Consider the following 18,666-nt stretch of genomic DNA (forward strand, 5'->3'; position numbering starts at 1 on the left):
TAACAAATGGAAACGTAGAAATGATGAAGTCGTTAAAGTGAATGTCGCAAATGATCAGTAATGTGTTGTACACCAAAGCGCACTGGGTCCGTCACTGGCACTTGATAGAGTGTGGTCCATTCTTGGCACAATGTCTCAGCCTCTTCAATGCTAATCGCCGACGTGTTCAAGCAGATACCCACCAGCTTCGCGTCTGGATTAGTCAGTCGCGCCGCTTGCAAGTTGGCTTCAATCGTCTGTTCTATGCTTGGTAATTTAGCATGAGGAAGGTTACGAATATGTGGTCGCCCAACTTCATGACACAGCACTAAGGCATCAGCTTGTGCGCCATGTAAAAGACCCAAACTCACGCCTGCAAACGAAGGGTTGAACAAAGAGCCTTGCCCTTCAATGATGTCCCAATCGTGGTCGGTAAAATCAGGGCTAATCGCTTCAACTGCGCCAGAAATAAAATCCGCAACCACCGCATCAATCGAAATACCGCTGCCTTCAATCAAAATACCTGTCTGCCCTGTCGCTTTAAACTGAGCGGATGTTCCCGCTTGTTTAAGCGACTTTTCAATCGCTAATGCCGAGAACATTTTGCCTACTGAGCAATCAGTTCCGACAGTAAGCAGGCGCTTACCTTGACGAAGCTTACCGTTACCAACATTAAGAACACCGTCAAAATGGCGTACATCATGAAGCTTAGTCAATCCTTGTTGCTGCATGTCAGCAAGCGGTGAAAATTCACTCAATCGTTGGTGCATGCCAGATGCAATCTCATATCCCATTTCTGCAGCGGCCATAATGGTTGACTGCCAAGAATCAGGAATAACACCACCCGGATTTGCGGTACCAATCACTAGCGTCTTCGCGCCCTGCGCTTGCGCCTCTTGCAGGGTCATATCCGTTAAGCCCAGTGAAACGGTATCACCCGTTAAACGCAGTTGACCTAGGCAGATTTCTGGTCGCCATTGATGAATACCGCGAGCTGTTTTTGCAGCGAGTGGGTCAGTAACATCCCCAAGAAAAAGAAGGTAAGGTTGAGCGATCGACATGAGTATTCCTAATTAATAAGCCCTTGTATGGGTTTACTTTAATTAAGAACTTCGAAGCTGCCGAATGCCTATTTATGGCGAGCCTATAACCTTAAGTTATAGGGTGAGTATGGATTTTCAATGAAGCGATAAATTGCTTAACGGAAATCGACTGAGGGGTGTGCTCTGCGCAAAGCATCGATACCGAAAATTGGATGTCTGGTTGAAGCGGCAACACACAGACCGCATCGTCATTTTGATATTGCTCTGCCGTCCACGGATCAACAATCGCAAACCCCGCTTGGTGCTTGACCAGTTCCGCAGCGGCGCTATACCCACGTACAGATATCGGGTGGTGATAATGCTGCTCACGTGCAATAAGGCGTTGATGTAACAGGAGGCCTAATGGATCGCGGCTATCGAGCCCGATGATTGGCAGCGGATAATTGATCAGATCATCTAACGTTAATTCCGCGGGGAAATGATCAACCGTATTGGAAGGAACCAAAACCTTTAGTGATTCGGTTAATAGCGTTTCACTTAATATCGCAGGCGGTGCTTCATCGCCAAACGCGATAGCAATATCAAGCTCATGCTTTAATAACCCAGCACACAGCTCATCACGGTTTGCAGTCAGCAACTCAAAAGATAGCTCTTGTTCCCGAGACATTTGGGCTATTACCTGAGTTAGTAATTTAGTCGCCAGTATCGGCGGCGCACCAATGCGTAAATGCTGATGGCCTTGCTTCACTTTGTTGGTCAGAGATCGAAATTGCCCCAATTGCTGATACACCTTTTCCGCTTCTGGCAGTAAGGTTTTTGCCTCAACCGTTGGCACCAACCGCCCTTTAACTCGTTCGAATAAGCCAAACCCAAGTTGTTGCTCCGTGTGCGCCAAAATACGGGTCACGTTTGGTTGCGACACATGCAAGCTGCGCGCGGCTCCAGATACGGTTCCGGTCTGCATAATGGCGTAAAAGACTTCCAATTGTCTTAGGTTCACATTGATGTCCTTATGGTTCGCGAAACAAATCTAGGGTTTGGCTTTTCTTGTATTAGCTAAGCTGTTTATCGGTCTAGCTAGCGTTTTGCGTGAGTCTATTTTAGTAGCTCAGCTATCGTAGGTTGAAGTATCTCAGCCCAAGTTTGATAAGCCTTCGCATTCAAATGCAGATCATCACACGAGTACTTGTTCGACAACAGCTTATTAGGCGACAATACTGAATTCACATCTAAGAACGCAATGCCTTGCTGTGTACAGTACTCGCTTAGCTTGCTATTGAGCAGTTCAACCGACGGATTTAAACCTTGCAGTTTAGAGCCAACATAAAGCGTTGATTGCACCAATATGCGAATCTCATTTTCTTGCCACACCTTAAGCATATCAATGTAGTTCTGGTAGATATGGTCGACATCATAACCCTGAGCTAAATCGTTTATCCCTGCCATAAAACACACCAGCTTTGGCTTCACATTCAACGTGGTATCAATACGGCGCAACATGCCAGTTGTGGTGTCACCCGCTAAGCCACGGTTGACCATCGAAACATCGCGAAAGATATCCGCCCACGGGGCCCATTCGGTGATCGAATCACCAAACATGACTAGGTCTGCACTTGGGGAAAAATGGCGATGGTTATCTGATGTCATGATGTAACGACTCATACTGTGGCCTCGTTGCTGAATCTCAGACTGAAGAGCGACTGCCTTGAGGATCTCGCTATCTGGCGTGGCGCTATCAAATTGAGCTAGCAATCCTTCGATATGAGGCTTAAAAGGGCTAAGACGAGTACTCAGTTGATGATGTTCTTTAAGGGAAGATAACCTCTCTAGTAATGCATACAAAGAGCGGTTTTGACCAACTTCTTGGAATAACTGATAGAGATCGAGGACAGAGTGTTGCTGTAGCGCGGCAAGTAATTGCTTGTCTTCCATGGTGTTATCTAACCCTTCAATTGTCTGATGATGAACTCAAGATAATATCCGATTGCTTACGGGATAGATAACACTAGAAGCAGATCGTTACTTTTACTAGAAGTAAATAGTTACTTTTCTTTGATTAGCAGATGGTTACGGTTATCACGGCTTTTCTTAATCAGTTCGTTGCTCTCATCCATTTCATCAGATTTAGCAAGACGATCGTAAAGCAGCACATTCACTGTCGCTGCCAAGTTCATGCAGCCAACTGTTGGTACGTACACAACATGATCGGCTCTGTCGGCGACATCTTGAGAAATAGAGCCGTCTTCAGGGCCAAAGATATAAATGGCATTTTCTGGGTGTTTAAAACGCGGTAGTGGTGTTGCACCTTCTGCGAGTTCTACGCAAACGATCTTAGTTTCTGGATCAAGATTGTCTAAAAACGACTCAACACCAGTCAACGGGATAGTACGCGCAGCACTCTTAGTATCGGTGTGGAATTTTGCGGCTTTTTCGTAGCGTTGCCCTGTGTATTTAACTTCGTCGACTTGGTAACAACCAGCCGCACGCATAACAGCACCAACGTTTGTCGGGCTCTTTGGGTTAGTTAAACCAATAGTCACATGGCTTTTGTTCATGAATCTTTCTCACTTAACGAATAGACATAGCAGGGTGCTACAAAGCGTCGCATTCTACCAAAGCAGCGCCAAATTCAAAAGCATCGTAACAAACCGCTCTTTTTATCATTAAGCCCCTAGTTGCAAGGCTTCTAACGTCAAAAACCTAACCGCCATCATGTTTATAAAACAAAAACATTTCTGGATAACAATTCAACAACAAGTCCATTTACATTTTAAAACCACATTAATAATGTGTTGAAAATTGCATGAGATAATCACACAGGAAGCGTGACATGACCCTAACCATCAAAAACCGCCTTTATATTCTCTCTTTCATTCCGTTGCTACTAATGGCAATTGGCATGATGAGCGTGACGTATATGAAGAGCACCGAGCTAACCGCACAGCAAGTTGAATCGACGCGTAGCAATATGATGGCGATGAAAGAAAAGGAACTCAAAGCGTATCTACAAATGGCCTACTCTTCGATCAGCCCATTTTTGGATAGAGGTGCAACATTAGAAGAAGCCTTACCAACATTAAGAACACTCGAATATGGCGAATCTGGCTACATCTTTGGCTACGACTCTAAAGGCGTTCGAGTGGTTGTTGGACAAAACAACGATGGTATTGGTAACAACTACTACGACCTGCAAGACAAAAAAGGCAACTACCTGATTCGTGACTTGATCAAGAACTCAAAGCTTGGTGAATTCACCACCTACTACTTTCCAAAACTTGGTCAATCCGAAGCCCTACCGAAACTGAGCTACTCGATATTCGTTCCCCAGTGGGACTTGATGCTAGGTACAGGCTTCTATACTGACGACATCGATGCGGTCATCGCAGAGATGAAAGAGAGCTCAAATGCTGCGTTACAAAGCTCATTGACGGCCATCGCTATATTCTGTGGTTTGATTGCCCTAGTAGTTGCTGTGTTTGCCGTTGCCGTCAACCGTACCATCATGCAACCACTCGAGCAGTTTGATCGTTCAATCAGCGCATTCGCGAGTGGCGAAGCTGACTTAACCGCTCGAATGGAAACCTTCAAAGCGCCCGAGTTCACAAAACTCAGCGAGAACTTCAATGCCTTTGTGGCAAGCCTGCAAACCATCATTCGCAGCGTAAGCGATGTCGGTCAGCAAGTCGTAGCCGAGACATCTAACATGTCTTCTCGTGCTGCGCAGGTCGACGAGATTGCTACAGGGCAACGTGAAGAGACAGAACAAGTTGCAACAGCGATGACTGAGATGACCACAACGGCGCAAGAGATCTCGAGCAACGCTAGCCAAGCGGCGGATTCCGCCAAGCTTGCAGAGGGCAATGCAAAAGAAGCGCAACAGATCGTAAACGCAGCTGCAGATTCGGTGGCAGGCCTAGCGAGCGAAGTATCAGAAGCGAACACCGTGGTGTCTCGTTTAGAAGGCGATGTACAAAACATCTCCTCTTCATTGGCGGTCATCCAAGACATTGCCGAGCAAACTAACCTACTCGCGTTGAATGCCGCGATTGAAGCTGCACGTGCAGGCGAACAAGGTCGTGGGTTTGCTGTGGTTGCCGATGAGGTTCGTAAACTGGCAAGCCGTACTCAAGAAAGCACTGGCGACATTCACAAGATGATTGAGCAACTTAAAGCTGCCTCAGATGCTGCTGTGAAAGCGATGGATTCAAGTCAAAACCGAAGTGCGCAAACCGTGGAAGAAGCGAATGCCGCAGCCAAAGCACTGGCGAAGATCCAAGCGTCGATTGATACCATCATGGACATGAACTCGCTTATTGCGACAGCCACTGAACAGCAAAATATTGTAGGACAAGAAATATCTCAACGCATCGTGGTGATTTCTGACCAAAGCTCACAATCGGCAGAACTCGCGAATCAAAACCGTACAGGTAGCCAAAACCTCAACAGTCGTGCAAATGAGCTGTATCACTTGGTGGATCGCTTCACCGTCTAATACATTTTCGGTCTAGTAAGCCGTAATCAAACGATAATTAATCCTAAAACACGCCGGGCTTCAGAATCTCTATTCTGAAGCCCGTTTTTATCGGTGGAGGTTTTAAGCCATACACTAATCCAATTGCTCAGAAAGGAAGTCCACCAGCAGGCGAACCTTTGAAGATAAGTTGCGGTTCTGAGGATAAAGCGCCCAGATCCCTTCTTTGTCGTCTCGATAATCGGACAGCACCTCAACCAACTCACCAGAATCAAGGTCTTCACTCACATAGTATTCAGGCAACTGCACCAAGCCAATGCTCTGCTTAGCTGCGTCTAACAAGGCTAAACCACTGTTGCACTTAATGCGTCCGTTAACACGAACTGAGCGAGGGCGTCTATTTTCTTTGAAACGCCAATGTTCAAAGCCACCGACCAAACATTGATGGTGACTCAATTCAGAGAGCGTATGCGGCTCACCATAGCGTTCAATGTATTCAGGGCTTGCACATACATAAAGCTGTCGCTGCGATAACTTCTTTGCGACCAAGCTTGAATCTTCTAAGCGGCCAAGACGAATCGCAACATCAACACCCGAATCGATAAGATCGAGCTTTTGATTGGTCAGCATCAGCTCAAGCTCTACTTGCGGGTGAAGCTTTAAGAATTGATGCAGTATTGGGGCGAGTTGGCGCTCACCATAAGTCACAGGCGCGGTGACTTTCAGTAAGCCTTTGGGTGTGGATTGCATCTGCGTGACCGCAAGCTCAGCAATTTCTAAACCTTCGACCAACAACTTACATTGTTGGTAATAGAGTTGCCCAGCCTCTGTAAGAGACACCTTTCGAGTCGTTCGATTGAGCAGTTTCACTGCGAGTCGTTCTTCGAGGTTTGCTACTCTACGACTGATTTGAGCCACCGACGTAGCGAGCTTCTGCGCCGCACCAGTAAAGCTTTCACGCTCTGCCACTGCAACAAACTCACTTACCCCTTCCCAATTGGCCATGCCTTTACCTTATGCTGAACTTTGGTTACCCATACAGTGTATTGAAGTTAGATATCAGTGTCACCTTGCTTGATATGCGCTGTGCATTAATCTTCGGCACCTATAGTCATTCCCTTACAGAACCATATTTTTGTCCTAACATTAACCTCATCCCCTATTGCTAGGGTGAGAATCTCTAAAACACTGGTACAACAAAGTAAGGTATCCCTTTGAAGAAGTTAATCATACTTGCATCAACTCTTGTACTCAGCACCACTGCGTTTGCAGCAACTAAAACAACAATTCAAGAAACAACGCTAAAATCTGATACATTTGTTACTGAAGCGGAAGCATACGATGCAGGCACCAACCTTATGGATGAGTTAAGCGCAAAAACACCTTTTGAGCTTTCAAGAGAACTGCCACAGTTCCAACAGACAACCAAATACGATTCGTTCAAGATTGATGACGCGAATATGGAAGTGAAGAAAATCACTAACATGAGCGGTGACATTCATTACCAAGCGAACGTAAAAGTTGACTACCGTTACACATACAAAGACGGTCGCAGCAGCTAACACCGAATGATTGATCAGGTCTAAAAACTGATCACCTAGTCAAAAAGAAAGCCCGCACTCATAGAGTGCGGGCTTTTTTGTCGTTCACCGCTGATTAATGGGACTCAATACGAGCAACCATTATCAGCTCATATTCGTCTGTCTAATTTTGAAAATTACACTTCAAACTGAGACACAAGGCTATCTAGCGCTTCACACTGTTCAGCCAATGCCATACATGCATTTTCTGCGCTGCTTGCCATCTCAACCATTTGCATGGTGCTTTCAGCGATGCGTTGAACATTCTTATTCACTTCTTCAGACACTTGAGACTGTTGCGAAGCCGCCGTAGCAATTTGTGTGTTCATGTCATTCATCTTGCCAATTGAGTTACGAATCTCACTCAATGAAGATGCTGCAGTTCCTGCTTGAACAATGGTTTTCTCGCCACTCACTTTGCTTTCAGTCATCACACCAACCGCGTGTTTAGCACCCACTTCTAAGCGTTCAATCATTGATTGGATTTCGCCAGTGCTGTCTTGAGTTTTACTCGCAAGCGCTCGAACTTCATCAGCCACAACCGCAAAGCCACGGCCTTGTTCACCCGCTCGTGCCGCTTCAATAGCCGCATTCAAAGCAAGTAGGTTGGTTTGTTCTGCAATACCTTTGATCACGCCAAGGATTGAGGCTATGTTCTTCACGTCTGTGTCCAGTTCTTGAACCACACCACCCGCGTTCTCGATATCTTGCGCAAGGCGTTCAATCGAAGTAACAGTTAAGCCAAGCGTAGTATCAGCCGATTCCACTTCATGGTTTGCAACGTTACTCGCGGTTGCAGCGTCTAATGCATTACCACTCACCACTTCACTGGTTGCTTGCATTTCATGGACTGCCGCAGCTACCACTTCACTTTCTCGCTGTTGGTTCGATGAAAACTCAGCAACACTTTGCGTGAGTGATTTGATGTTTTCCATCTCGCCACGTACTGCGTTCGATGTGAGAATAACTTGCTCCACGGCGACATGGAGCTTGCCAACAAACTGGTTGAAAGCAGAACTCAAACGAGCGATCTCATCATTACCTTCGACCTTCATACGTTGAGATAAGTTACCGTCACCCGATGCAATCTCATTCATTGCTTTCTCTACGTTCTGGATTGGCTGAACGATAAAGCGATTTGATAACCACATAGCGAAAAATGCAGCGAAAACAGCAACGGCCATACCTACTTCAATGATCAACTTACTCGATTCAATAGAGTCATCAGCTTGCTGGCGAAGCTCTTTCTGCTTTAATTCGATCAGAGTTCGGATATCGCGCAGTTGAGTACGAATGATCGCAAACTCTGCGTCAAGCGCTGGCGAATAATCAATATTGTATTGGTCTGCGTTTGCTGGATCAGCGAACATTGGCTCGTGCAGTGCCACCCACTTGCTCATCGCGTTAACAAGCTTTGATAACTCGCCACGTGAAGATGGATCCAACACGCCCGCTTGATACAAGTTTTCCACACTTTGGAAACGAGGAACCGCTTTGTAAGCGTTGTCTTTAAATTCAAACTTTTGGTACTCGATCGCTGCCTGATCTTTTGCAAGCAAGAGACCTTGTGCCGAAGCGATGATTTGGTAGATATCGCGGTAGCCATCTTCTAGGTTATCTAGCACTGGCTGAACCACATTATTGAGCTCATTATTAATCGCAGCTTGAGCATTTGATCTGATAACGTTGAGCACAGTAACGGTAGAAAAAACAATCACAATCACCAACAGCGGGATCGCGATTTTACTCTTAATCGAAAGATTATTGATATTCATTGGGATTAATATCCACACTTCAAATAGGGATGCGCGCGCAATATACAGCACACATATGAAATCCCGCTAAGCTTTTGTGAGCTTCATCTCATAGCAAACGATACCGTAAATTCGTGTGATGTTTTTTCAATCAAAGGTTAACTTTCGACGGCTAAAATACTCTCTGATTTAGACTTATTTGCCGCTGATACGCGCAAATACTGGAGAAGTGTTAGAAATAACACCATAATGTAGGGCTCTAAAATAAGTAGGTAAGAACATGAAAATTTGTGGTGTTGAAATCAAAGGTAACGATGCAGTCATCTGTCTTCTTTCTCTATCAGATGGTGTATTTAACATTCCTGATTGCCGAGTTTCTAAAGTTTCAATTAGCGACGCAAACGACACACAGAATATGAAAGACTTTCAATTCTCTTTTGCAAAGTTAATGGAAGATTACCAAGTAGAAAAAGTTGTAATTCGCCAACGTCAGACTAAAGGCAAATTTGCTGGCGGTGGTTTCGGCTTCAAACTTGAAGCAGCAATTCAGCTAATCGACGGCCTAGATGTAACCGTTGTGTCTCCAGCTGAAATCAAAGAAAGCCTTAAGCGCAACCCTCTTATGATGAAGTTCAAAGAGACCGGCCTTAAGCAATACCAAGAAGCACCGTTTACAACGGCTTACGCTTGTTTGATGAAACGCTAATCAAAAGTCGCTAGCCAATATTTTATATAGAAAGAGCCTGAATATTCAGGCTCTTTTTTGTTTCTAGTCATCGATTTTTAGTAGGATGAGTTTGGTATACAAACTACCGCTCTAACACTGTTCGCCTACGAGCCTTAATTAACTCAGGCTTTTTCACCACCAAATAAACCGCCGCAGCAGACAAGGCAAAGCCCATCGCGCCATACATGTCGAACGACTCACCGAAAATAAGCCACGCTTGGATTGCTGTCGTCGGTGGCACCAAGTAAAAGACCGAAGCCACACTTGAAGATGCACCGTGCTCTACCATGTAAAGCAACAATAGGATGGCAACACAAGACAGAACGACCACCAGCCAAATTAGAGTCAACGTGAATTCTATCGTCCAGTTTACTTGCATAGTTTCGTAACGCATTGCGAACGGCAGAAACAACGCGGCAGAAGCCAAATATTGCACCATCGCACCGCCGACCATATCTGTCCCCTGACAGAAGCGCTTCTGATACAAAGTGCCGCAGGTAATACCCACCAAAGAAACCAAACACAATAACGTTGCCAAGCCTTTTTGGTCGTCTGACTGCCATTCAATATTGCCCATCAACACCAAACTAATACCCGCAAAACCAAGCGCTAACCCCAACCACTGTGCAAAATTAAAACGCTGCGAAGTACAGCTGATCATAATCAATGCGGTAAGAATCGGTTGTAAGCCAACAAGTAGAGAACTCAACCCGGCGGGCATACCTATATCAATCGCCAGATAGGTGCCACCAAGGTAGAAACCATGAATCAAGATGCCAACCACACTTGCGTGGAAGAATGCTCGACCACGAGGAATACGACGCTTAAGGATTGCAATCAAAACCAAGAACAGCGCCACGTTGGCTACCATCCTCAATGAAAGTAATGTTGCGGGTTCGGCATATTCAACACCAAGACGTGCGCCGACAAAACCTGACGACCACAATATTACAAACACAAACGGAATCATTTTAATCAGCATTACAAACCTCTGGTCAACTCTTCATCAATGCTGTTACCTTAGTTGGGTACAGATAACTAATAAAGATACAGATATAACACTTTAAATGGTTACAGATTGAGAGTGTGCAACGAGGGAGAAACACGTGGAAGCAGAACTCAGCGGCAATAAATACCTTGCTACCGAACAACATATTAAGGCTCAGATCGATAAGGGGCTCTTTCATCCAGACGATCGCCTTCCCTCGATCCGCCAGTTAAGCGAACAGCTTGGCGTAAGCAAAAATACCGTAATTCGCGCCTATCAAGAACTGGAAGCCACAGGCTGGGTTTATTCAGTACCTAAATCTGGCTATCGCGTGAAAGCACCGAACACCACCAGCTGGGATGCATCAAGCCAACCTCAAAAAGTCGATCTGTTGTCTGTCACCAAATCGGTACTCTCTCGTCCAAAAGGTCGCCTGAAACTGTTGGCAGGCTCCGCGCACCCGAACATCAACAATCCTGCGATTCGTAGCTTGTATGCCGAGATTGGCCGTCACAGTCGATTACAAACTCAGCTTCCCGGTTATTACCAACTACCCCCCGGCGACGAGCAATTAGTAAAGCAATTGTTAAAGATCACTCATGATCTTGGTGTGCCTGCGGGCTCGAAAGAGATTGCAATTACTCATGGTGCTCAACAGGCGATCAGTCTAGCTTTGCGTGCGCTCACCAAGCCCGGCGACATCGTGGCGGTCGAGTCGCCCTGTTATTTCGGTAATCTACTTTTACTTGAATCACTTGGATTGCAAGCCCTTGAAATCCCAAGCAGCGTTAGCCACGGTATTGATATACCATCCCTACAGAGTGCGTTGGACAAATGGGAAGTGAAAACCTTACTGCTAACGCCAAACTTTACTAATCCAACCGGTTCACGGATGCCATTGGCGAATCGAAAAGCATTACTGGAGATCACCGGATCTTTGCCAATTATCGAAGACGATGTGTTCGGTAGCTTGGCATTCGATACACCAATCGCTAGCCTCAAAGGGCTTGATGATCAAGATAGAGTCATCTACGTCAACTCACTGTCTAAAACCTTAGACTCACGCTTGCGAATCGGCTGGTTACTATCGGGTCGCTACCAGCCTTTAGTCGAAAAGTACCTTTTATGCGACAACATGGGCAGCTCAAACCTGATGCAATCCGCGGTGGGGCAATTCCTCACTACCGGTAAATATCGCAGCCACTTATCCAAAATGAAACGGCTCTACCAAACCAACCAAAAGCAATTCCAAAGCCTGTTAATACAAGCACTAGATAGCCACCCACACCTTGTCGGGCAATACCACCTATCAAAACCGGAAGGCTCTTTTTTAAACTGGATAACACTGCCTGAATCGGTCGATAGCTACGCGGTCTATCAAGACTGTTTAAAGCATAAGTTGGGGATTTTACCCGGAACAGTATTTGGCACCAACGACCAATATAAACACTGCTTGCGCTTTACTGTTGCCAACATTGAAGAGAGCAAAGAGTGGAAAGAAGGGGTTGTGACACTAGCGAAAATAATCGCTAAGCACGTGCGTTAGGTTACCTTTCTAATTACCATTTAGACCAAAACAACAAAGCCCCATTCAACTGAGTGGGGCTTTCATCATTATCATATCTTGAGTTGCTTAAATACGATGGTTAGTTAAATACGATTACCCTTGCCAAGCGAACTGTTCAAAAACTTTGTCGACTGGCGTTTTAGCAACGTGGTTTACGTAATTACTGATCACTTTCTGAGACAGGCCAAGAATCACTTCTAGCACTTGTTGCTGACCGTAGCCCGCTTCGAAAAATGCTGCCATTTCACTTTCAGGCACATTGCCGCGGTTACGTACCATGCTCAGCGTAAAATCATGCAGGGCTTGCAGCTTTTCAGTGGGTAAAGCTGTGCGATTACGCAGTGCTTCGGTGATTGCAGGATCAACCTTCATTGAATGTGCAATGCCAGTATGAGCAGGAACACAGTAATGACACTCGTGTTCAACGTTGATGGTTTGCCAAACAACCGTTAGCTCTTCAGCATCGAAAGATGAGTCACTAAACGCCTGATGAAGCTGAGTGTAAGCCTTAAGTGTGTTTGGAGATTCAGCCAACACACCAAACAAGCCCGGCACTCTGCCCATCTGCTTTTTAGCGCCCTCAAGAATAGGTTGGCTTTGCTCTGGCGCGGATTCTACTGAGTGAATTTTGAAGTTGCTCATTGCTCTATCCCTATCAATTTTCGGTTCTAAAGTTATTCAATCACGGAGCAATTAATGAATGTTCTCCGTTGGTGTAAAAACAATATAGATCAAACAAGAACGATCGTTCAAGTGTTATTTTGAACAGTTGTTCAATTTATACATTGAAGCCAGAAGAATGTCTTCGTTCATAACAAGAAAGCCCAACAGGCAAACACCTGATGGGCTTTCTCTTTTTCTCAATTTTTTTGCAAGCGGCTACCAATATTCTGCGTGGGCCAAGCCTTTAACACAGCTCGACTTGCCACTTGTTACTTTAATTTCACCACCAGTCAACGATTGAGCCAACCAACCGTGAGAGAAACTCAATTCAAAGGGCGCAGGGACTTGCTCAACGGTAATTTGCTCAAAGCCCACTTTTGAATAGTAGTTAGGATCACCGTACGTCACTGCAAGCTCAATACCCTGCTCTTTTAGGAGCTGCAAACCGGAGTTAATCAGGCGCTGACCAATACCACGCTTTTGCACCTGAGTGCTCACCGCGACTGGCGAAAGCAAATATGCCTTGGTTTCATCGTCAAATGAAAGCGACGTAAAGATAATCGAGCCTACAATCGTACTATCCGCATCCGACTCACTAGAATCATCTTCAACAACAAAGCAAAATAGCTCTGTCGGAGCTGTGGTCGTTAAAAGATCGTTGGCAAGCTCACCCAAAGTTTTACCTTCGTTCTCACCTTCTGAATCCGTAAAGGTTTGAGTGAAAACTTGAGTGATCGTTTCGATTTCATTTGAATTATATTGCCTAAATTTCATGGTGTTACTCATTTACTTTAATTTCTTGAGCACAAAGAACTGATAATCAAAATCACGTTGTTCAGAACCTTTCGAAGGCTCTTGACCCCAACCGTTCTTTGATGTGCTGCTATCGAAAAATTGTTTAACTTCATTGTCGCAATCGACGAGCGCTTTTGAGTTCGGCATCGTTGCTTTAAGCGCTTCTATTCGCTTTTGAAAGGGCTGGTAATACGCAAGCCAACCAGCGTCACTCATTGCAAAGTGATCCAAAACTTCATAACCCGCTGCTTTTGCCTGTTTAATACGCTCGGAAACCGTCGTCATGTCCGGGTACTCTTTCTGCCAGAACGCTTTGCTCGATTCGTTAGGTTGTTCGGTATTCCACACCAAATCATTAACGACCAATATGCCGTCATCACTGAGTAAATTTCGCCACTGCTTTAGCGCCTTTTCAACACCCATGATGTAAGCGCTGCCTTCCGACCAAATTAGGTCAAACGACTTAGCTTCAAACGGCAGATCCATCATGCTCGCGCATACGGTTTTGACGTTGCTTTCTAAGCCAAGAACCTGTGCTTGCTGAGTCAGAACATCTAAACTCGGTTGATCATTATCTACCGCCGTTATTTGCACATCCACTTGATGTTCTACTAAGGCTTTCGCTAACACAGAGGTGGCAATACCTTTACCACAACCGATCTCAAGCACACGTTTAGGAGAAACCGAAACGTGTACCAACGCCGCTAAAGTATCTTCCGCTGTTCCTGGCCCTAAACGCTGTAAACCCTCAAAGATCACCTCAAAATCCGCCATGTACTGGTCATGATCGTTCATGTCTTTTGAAAGCCATTTCAGTCGCAGTGCTTGCTTCTCATCAAAGCCTTGCTTAATGAGCCAATCGAGATGCGCATCAGGCGCCACCTTGTCCATCGATTCATGCCAATCTTGCAAACCACTCTCGCCTAACAAGGCCGATAAAAGATCTCTCGAACGCTGTTTCTGAGCGATCTCTTCGTCCAATTGTTCGAGTCGGTTTTGTAACAAGGAGCGGTCAACCTTGGCATCCAAACACGCCTGACACTCTTTCAACGTCAGTCCACCCGCTTGTAACTGCTGCAACAATTTCACACGCTGCAAGTCGCGTTCGGAATAACTTCGATAACCATTATTGGTGCGTTGAGCTTCTATCAAACCCAACTTTCCATAGTACAAAAGCGTTGAACGGCTCAGGCCAACGAGCTCCGCTAATTCAGATATGCGATACATCCACTTCTCCCTCATTTCAGTAGTAAAGATAAACTATGAAGTTGTAATCAGGTCAACAGAATTTTCGACACTTTTCTCGTTCTTTACCTATTTACCTTCAAATTGATAAAGCGATCTGAGCGTGTCTTTTACCCATAGAACGGTTAGTCATCGACATTGCCTGAACGGGATTCAGGAAAGGAGAAGTATTAAACTTGATGAATTGAAAACAATTAGCTCATAAACATACTTCTTTTTAACTGAATTTTGCCAATTTCTAAATCATTCAATAATGGACGAACGTTAACTAAACGATAAATAAACTCACCGAGTGAATACTTAAATCAACCACACATATACACCAGAAATTCCTGCTTAAATTTTTTAGAAAAATTCAAAATTTATTAGAAATTAACCCCTAACTTTACTGAGTATTTTGTTAGTCTTGGAAACAATTATTTACAATCCAAACAAAATTTAATTGGATCGCTTGAGGTTGTTTTTCTTGAATATGAAATTATTCGGCAGTTCTTTGATTCTGTCAGGAACTGCATTAGGGGCTGGCATGCTCGCTATTCCCATGGTGTTGGCCCAATTTGGCTTCATGATCAGCTCAGTGCTGATGCTACTTATCTTTATCGGCACCACATACTCTGCACTCCTCCTGGCAGAAGCATGCACTAAAACTAAAGACAACAGTGGCATGAGCAGTGTTGCTTACCTCACTCTGGGCAGCAAAGGTAAACACTTTATCAATGCACTCTTTTACCTGTTGCTAGTATGCATATTGATCGCTTATATCTTGGGTGTCGGTGACATCATTCATAAGCTACTGCTCGACGTTGGTGTCGATGTATCAGCATCCGTTGCGTATACCATTTTCAGCCTATTGATGGGTGCTATCGTCGTCTCGGGCAAGTCTTATATCGACAAACTGAATCGCGGGCTATTCATCTTGATGGTCGTGATGCTGTTTATCGTTATCGCGTCATTATTTAGCAACATTCGCCTTGATTACCTAACTCAAACCAGCCAATACACGGCCAACGACGTGGTGCAATACAGCGCAGTTATCTTTACTAGCTTTGCCTCTATGGTGGTGATCCCGTCACTGGTTATCTACAACCGTGAAGCAACTCAAAAGCAGATCCGCAATATGATTCTGCTAGGCTCAGTGATTCCATTAATTTGCTACCTAACTTGGTTATTCGCGATTATCGGCAACCTTGGCACAGACGCGATAAGCCAGTTCCACAATATCTCTGAGTTGATCTCTGCGTTCAGCGGCCAATCTGCTTGGTTGAAAGTGGTGATCGCTCTGTTCTCTGCTCTGGCCTTGGTGACTTCTTTCCTCGGCGTGTCGATGGCGCTTTACGACCAAAACAAAGATGCGGTGACCAACAACAAAGCGTTGGCTTATGCGCTAACCTTCATCTTACCTTTGGTATTAGCTGAGCTGTTCGCTAGCCAGTTTGTAAGCATGCTGGACTATGCAGGCATGGTCCTGGTGTTCCTAGCTATCTGGGGCCCACTCGCAATGGTAGTTAAGGTTCGCAGACCTGACTTCCCTCACCTACAAACCGAAGGCAGCTACACAGCAGCCGGTGGCGACACGGCATTAATGGCGACATTTGGTTTTGGTGCGTTGATTTTCGTGTCTTGGTTTATGGGGTAGATCCCCATTGAATGGACTATCTGTTGCCATTTAGAAGACAGCAGATACAAATAGCCCGTTAGTCCTGCTATTAAAAGTAGAGACTAACGGGCATTTTACTTCTTATTGGAGTGCTTGCTAGTTAGCTCTTAAACGTACTCGCAATATCTTTCAATGAAGCTGCTAACTGAGCTTGTTCTTTGGCTGTTGCAGCTATTTGCGTTGCACCTGTCGTAGATTCTGTCGACTTCTGCTCTACTGCCATGACGTTTTGAGCAATATCTTGAGTCACTACCGCTTGCTCTTCGGTAGCGGTTGCGATCTGCTCAGTCATGCTAAAGATCTCGCTCACCGATGCTGAGATACCTTGTAAGGTGTGTTCCACCTCTTTTGAATCCTCAACCGCTTTAGACGACATCTTCTGACTGTTATCAATTACATTAAACGCGGTTTGCACATCAGACTGTAACGAGCTGATGAAACCTTCAATTTCAGCTGTCGACTGCTGAGTACGCTGTGCTAACGTGCGAACTTCATCAGCCACTACCGCAAATCCACGACCTTGCTCACCCGCTCTTGCCGCTTCAATTGCCGCGTTCAATGCTAACAAGTTAGTCTGTTCAGCGACGGACTTAATCACATCAATCACACTGTTGATGTTATTACTGCTCTCGTGTAAGTGCGTGATCTTTTCCGCTAGATCATTAATTTCAGATGCCAGTTTTTCGATAGAGTGGTAAGAGTTTTGAACCGTACTCAAACCTTCTTGAGACTGCTCATCGACCAGTTTAGCGGAACTTGCTGTCTGCTGAGTTTTAGCCGCCACCTCATTTACCGTTGCTGATAACTCTTCTGTCGCCGTCGCAACCAAGCCAATTTGGTCTTGTTGTTGCACTAGCGTGTTCGAATTGTAGTGACAGGTTTGTGAGGTTTCTTCAGCGGCTGAAGCTAAGGTCAGACTCGACTGAGACAGGTTGTCGATAACGTTTGAAAACTTCTCTAGCGTTTCGTTGAGTGCCGAAGAGATCTGTCCAAGCTCGCTGTTGCCAACGAACTTAGCGCGAACTGTTAAGTCGTTGTCATTACGAACCTTAGACAACATCACTGTAAGATCTTTTACTCTCATCGTCAGGTCGCTGATCGCCTTATAGCTCACGAAGGTCGCGAACAAGGTTATCAAAGCAAACAGACCAATACTCATCATCATCGCAGACTGCGCCTCTGACATTTTTTTCTCTGTCAGTGCGATAAGCGACTCTGCTAGGTGGTTTTCTGTTTTCTTTAGCTGAACAATACGAGCGGTAGATTGCGAGAACCAGTACACAGGATCAACATCAAAACCGCTCATCTTAGATTCAGCCAAACCACGAAGCTTTTCTACTTCTGCCACCGAACGATCATTCAATTGCTGTTCAAAGAAACGAACGTTAGCTGGGTTACTCAATACCTCAAAGTTTGAGAAATAGGTATTTTGCTCAGTCACCAAAGAGATGAATTTAACCAACATGCCTGGGCCAAATTCATTTTTAGAGAAGGTATTATTTAGGACAGCACGCTCGATACCCGCTCGCTCTTTACCTTGTAAAAAGTTGTAGTAAGCGATGGTTTCAGTGGTGATGGCAGCATCAGAGCTAAGCTCAGCAATTAACGCCGATACGCTCAGCAGCTTTGCATTAAGTTGGGTGTAGTAACCCAAAGCTTCAGACAGAGGAATCGATTGAGAATCCACTCGATTACGAATAGAAGTGATTTGATTTAGGCTTTGGCTTATTTCAGTGTTCAGCCGAGTGATCTGCGGTAAATCGATTTCAGCAGATTGCCAGTATTCGGTTTTCAGATTACGTCTATTATCTGCACTGGCTCTTTGTGCACGTAGTTCACTGACAAACTTAGTGCCCTGTGAGCCGATAAACCCAGCCGTCATTCCACGCTCTTTTTGTAACTCATGCACAAGTTCACTGTACACAACCGACAAACGGGTAAGTTGGTTTAATGAAGACAATTCACTGGTGGTTTCTACGCCTTTTGAAATCGCAGAAACGCTAAGCCATAGAAATCCCAAGATCGGTAAAATAAGCAAAGCGATGATTTTTTGCTTAAAAGACATATCGGTTAATTTCATTATCATTTCCCTAGCAGCTAACATATCTTTTCAGTCATCTAACTCGCACACCCTTAATAAGATGCGCCTCAATTGTGACTGTATAATTATTCAACTTGATCAATGTGCATCAATTAC

At 45.0% G+C, this 18,666-nt stretch carries 16 protein-coding genes; 5 read left to right on the top strand and 11 right to left on the bottom strand.

The genetic code is table 11. The features are described from left to right. Window positions 1-32: 32 nt before the first annotated feature. The 4 genes from dgcN to AB6E51_RS17665 all read right to left on the bottom strand — a co-directional run bounded on the left by dgcN (window position 33) and on the right by AB6E51_RS17665 (window position 3,577). Window positions 33-1,040 carry an N-acetyltransferase DgcN gene (gene dgcN, locus AB6E51_RS17650; RefSeq protein ID WP_017061677.1) on the bottom strand — a complete coding sequence of 336 codons (1,008 nt, stop codon included), beginning with the start codon at window positions 1,038-1,040 and terminating at the stop codon, window positions 33-35. A 91-nt stretch (window positions 1,041-1,131) separates the two neighbouring features. Beyond that, window positions 1,132-2,022 carry a LysR family transcriptional regulator gene (locus AB6E51_RS17655; RefSeq protein ID WP_017066887.1) on the bottom strand — a complete coding sequence of 297 codons (891 nt, stop codon included), beginning with the start codon at window positions 2,020-2,022 and terminating at the stop codon, window positions 1,132-1,134. A gap of 95 nt (window positions 2,023-2,117) precedes the next feature. Beyond that, on the bottom strand, window positions 2,118-2,954 hold the full coding sequence (locus tag AB6E51_RS17660) for an SGNH/GDSL hydrolase family protein (RefSeq protein ID WP_017061675.1): 837 nt from the start codon (window positions 2,952-2,954) through the stop codon (window positions 2,118-2,120). 110 nt (window positions 2,955-3,064) lie between these two features. After that, on the bottom strand, window positions 3,065-3,577 hold the full coding sequence (locus tag AB6E51_RS17665; protein WP_017061674.1) for an RNA methyltransferase: 513 nt from the start codon (window positions 3,575-3,577) through the stop codon (window positions 3,065-3,067). Between the two features lie 275 nt (window positions 3,578-3,852). Between AB6E51_RS17665 and AB6E51_RS17670 the strand changes: the two genes are divergently transcribed. Further along, window positions 3,853-5,514 (top strand): methyl-accepting chemotaxis protein, encoded by a 1,662-nt coding sequence (locus tag AB6E51_RS17670; RefSeq protein WP_102429235.1) that lies wholly within the window; start codon window positions 3,853-3,855, stop codon window positions 5,512-5,514. 114 nt (window positions 5,515-5,628) lie between these two features. On the opposite strand, the gene AB6E51_RS17675 is transcribed toward AB6E51_RS17670, so the two are convergent. Then, window positions 5,629-6,498 carry a LysR family transcriptional regulator gene (locus AB6E51_RS17675; RefSeq protein ID WP_372059081.1) on the bottom strand — a complete coding sequence of 290 codons (870 nt, stop codon included), beginning with the start codon at window positions 6,496-6,498 and terminating at the stop codon, window positions 5,629-5,631. A gap of 209 nt (window positions 6,499-6,707) precedes the next feature. On the opposite strand from AB6E51_RS17675, the gene AB6E51_RS17680 reads away from it, so the two are divergent. Then, window positions 6,708-7,055: a DUF3316 domain-containing protein gene (locus AB6E51_RS17680; protein ID WP_017076504.1), complete on the top strand. Its 348-nt coding sequence runs from the start codon at window positions 6,708-6,710 to the stop codon at window positions 7,053-7,055. A gap of 155 nt (window positions 7,056-7,210) precedes the next feature. Here AB6E51_RS17680 and AB6E51_RS17685 read toward each other — a convergent pair whose 3' ends face one another. After that, window positions 7,211-8,848 carry a methyl-accepting chemotaxis protein gene (locus AB6E51_RS17685; RefSeq protein ID WP_372059080.1) on the bottom strand — a complete coding sequence of 546 codons (1,638 nt, stop codon included), beginning with the start codon at window positions 8,846-8,848 and terminating at the stop codon, window positions 7,211-7,213. Window positions 8,849-9,107: 259 nt separating this feature from the next. Here AB6E51_RS17685 and AB6E51_RS17690 point away from each other — a divergent pair, with 259 nt between their 5' ends. After that, on the top strand, window positions 9,108-9,533 hold the full coding sequence (locus AB6E51_RS17690) for a DUF3010 family protein (RefSeq protein WP_123285367.1): 426 nt from the start codon (window positions 9,108-9,110) through the stop codon (window positions 9,531-9,533). 103 nt (window positions 9,534-9,636) lie between these two features. Here AB6E51_RS17690 and AB6E51_RS17695 read toward each other — a convergent pair whose 3' ends face one another. Beyond that, complete coding sequence (locus AB6E51_RS17695; protein ID WP_102429238.1) at window positions 9,637-10,536, bottom strand: DMT family transporter; 900 nt, start codon at window positions 10,534-10,536, stop codon at window positions 9,637-9,639. A 124-nt stretch (window positions 10,537-10,660) separates the two neighbouring features. On the opposite strand from AB6E51_RS17695, the gene AB6E51_RS17700 reads away from it, so the two are divergent. Next, a complete protein-coding gene (locus AB6E51_RS17700) occupies window positions 10,661-12,088 on the top strand; it encodes a PLP-dependent aminotransferase family protein (protein ID WP_372059078.1) in 1,428 nt (475 codons plus the stop codon). A gap of 114 nt (window positions 12,089-12,202) precedes the next feature. On the opposite strand, the gene AB6E51_RS17705 is transcribed toward AB6E51_RS17700, so the two are convergent. From AB6E51_RS17705 to AB6E51_RS17715, 3 genes are all read right to left on the bottom strand, one after another. Continuing rightward, a complete protein-coding gene (locus AB6E51_RS17705; protein ID WP_017061666.1) occupies window positions 12,203-12,751 on the bottom strand; it encodes a carboxymuconolactone decarboxylase family protein in 549 nt (182 codons plus the stop codon). A gap of 237 nt (window positions 12,752-12,988) precedes the next feature. Next, window positions 12,989-13,558: a GNAT family N-acetyltransferase gene (locus AB6E51_RS17710; RefSeq protein ID WP_017064937.1), complete on the bottom strand. Its 570-nt coding sequence runs from the start codon at window positions 13,556-13,558 to the stop codon at window positions 12,989-12,991. Then, window positions 13,559-14,794 (bottom strand): MerR family transcriptional regulator, encoded by a 1,236-nt coding sequence (locus tag AB6E51_RS17715; protein WP_029235781.1) that lies wholly within the window; start codon window positions 14,792-14,794, stop codon window positions 13,559-13,561. It lies immediately after the preceding gene. A 490-nt stretch (window positions 14,795-15,284) separates the two neighbouring features. Between AB6E51_RS17715 and AB6E51_RS17720 the strand changes: the two genes are divergently transcribed. Further along, a complete protein-coding gene (locus tag AB6E51_RS17720; protein WP_372059094.1) occupies window positions 15,285-16,448 on the top strand; it encodes an amino acid permease in 1,164 nt (387 codons plus the stop codon). 121 nt (window positions 16,449-16,569) lie between these two features. Here AB6E51_RS17720 and AB6E51_RS17725 read toward each other — a convergent pair whose 3' ends face one another. Next, window positions 16,570-18,549 carry a methyl-accepting chemotaxis protein gene (locus AB6E51_RS17725; RefSeq protein WP_229648208.1) on the bottom strand — a complete coding sequence of 660 codons (1,980 nt, stop codon included), beginning with the start codon at window positions 18,547-18,549 and terminating at the stop codon, window positions 16,570-16,572. Between the last annotated feature and the right edge of the window lie 117 nt (window positions 18,550-18,666).

This window comes from Vibrio sp. 10N.247.311.47, from assembly GCF_041467535.1.
Taxonomy (GTDB): domain Bacteria; phylum Pseudomonadota; class Gammaproteobacteria; order Enterobacterales; family Vibrionaceae; genus Vibrio; species Vibrio crassostreae_C.

Coding starts and splice junctions, on each gene's coding strand:
- dgcN (WP_017061677.1), bottom strand. CDS start 1,040: ATGTCGATCGCTCAACCTTACCTTCTTTTTCTTGGGGATGTTACTGAC.
- AB6E51_RS17660 (WP_017061675.1), bottom strand. CDS start 2,954: ATGGAAGACAAGCAATTACTTGCCGCGCTACAGCAACACTCTGTCCTC.
- AB6E51_RS17665 (WP_017061674.1), bottom strand. CDS start 3,577: ATGAACAAAAGCCATGTGACTATTGGTTTAACTAACCCAAAGAGCCCG.
- AB6E51_RS17670 (WP_102429235.1), top strand. CDS start 3,853: ATGACCCTAACCATCAAAAACCGCCTTTATATTCTCTCTTTCATTCCG.
- AB6E51_RS17675 (WP_372059081.1), bottom strand. CDS start 6,498: ATGGCCAATTGGGAAGGGGTAAGTGAGTTTGTTGCAGTGGCAGAGCGT.
- AB6E51_RS17685 (WP_372059080.1), bottom strand. CDS start 8,848: ATGAATATCAATAATCTTTCGATTAAGAGTAAAATCGCGATCCCGCTG.
- AB6E51_RS17690 (WP_123285367.1), top strand. CDS start 9,108: ATGAAAATTTGTGGTGTTGAAATCAAAGGTAACGATGCAGTCATCTGT.
- AB6E51_RS17695 (WP_102429238.1), bottom strand. CDS start 10,536: ATGCTGATTAAAATGATTCCGTTTGTGTTTGTAATATTGTGGTCGTCA.
- AB6E51_RS17705 (WP_017061666.1), bottom strand. CDS start 12,751: ATGAGCAACTTCAAAATTCACTCAGTAGAATCCGCGCCAGAGCAAAGC.
- AB6E51_RS17710 (WP_017064937.1), bottom strand. CDS start 13,558: ATGAGTAACACCATGAAATTTAGGCAATATAATTCAAATGAAATCGAA.
- AB6E51_RS17715 (WP_029235781.1), bottom strand. CDS start 14,794: ATGTATCGCATATCTGAATTAGCGGAGCTCGTTGGCCTGAGCCGTTCA.
- AB6E51_RS17720 (WP_372059094.1), top strand. CDS start 15,285: ATGAAATTATTCGGCAGTTCTTTGATTCTGTCAGGAACTGCATTAGGG.
- AB6E51_RS17725 (WP_229648208.1), bottom strand. CDS start 18,549: ATGAAATTAACCGATATGTCTTTTAAGCAAAAAATCATCGCTTTGCTT.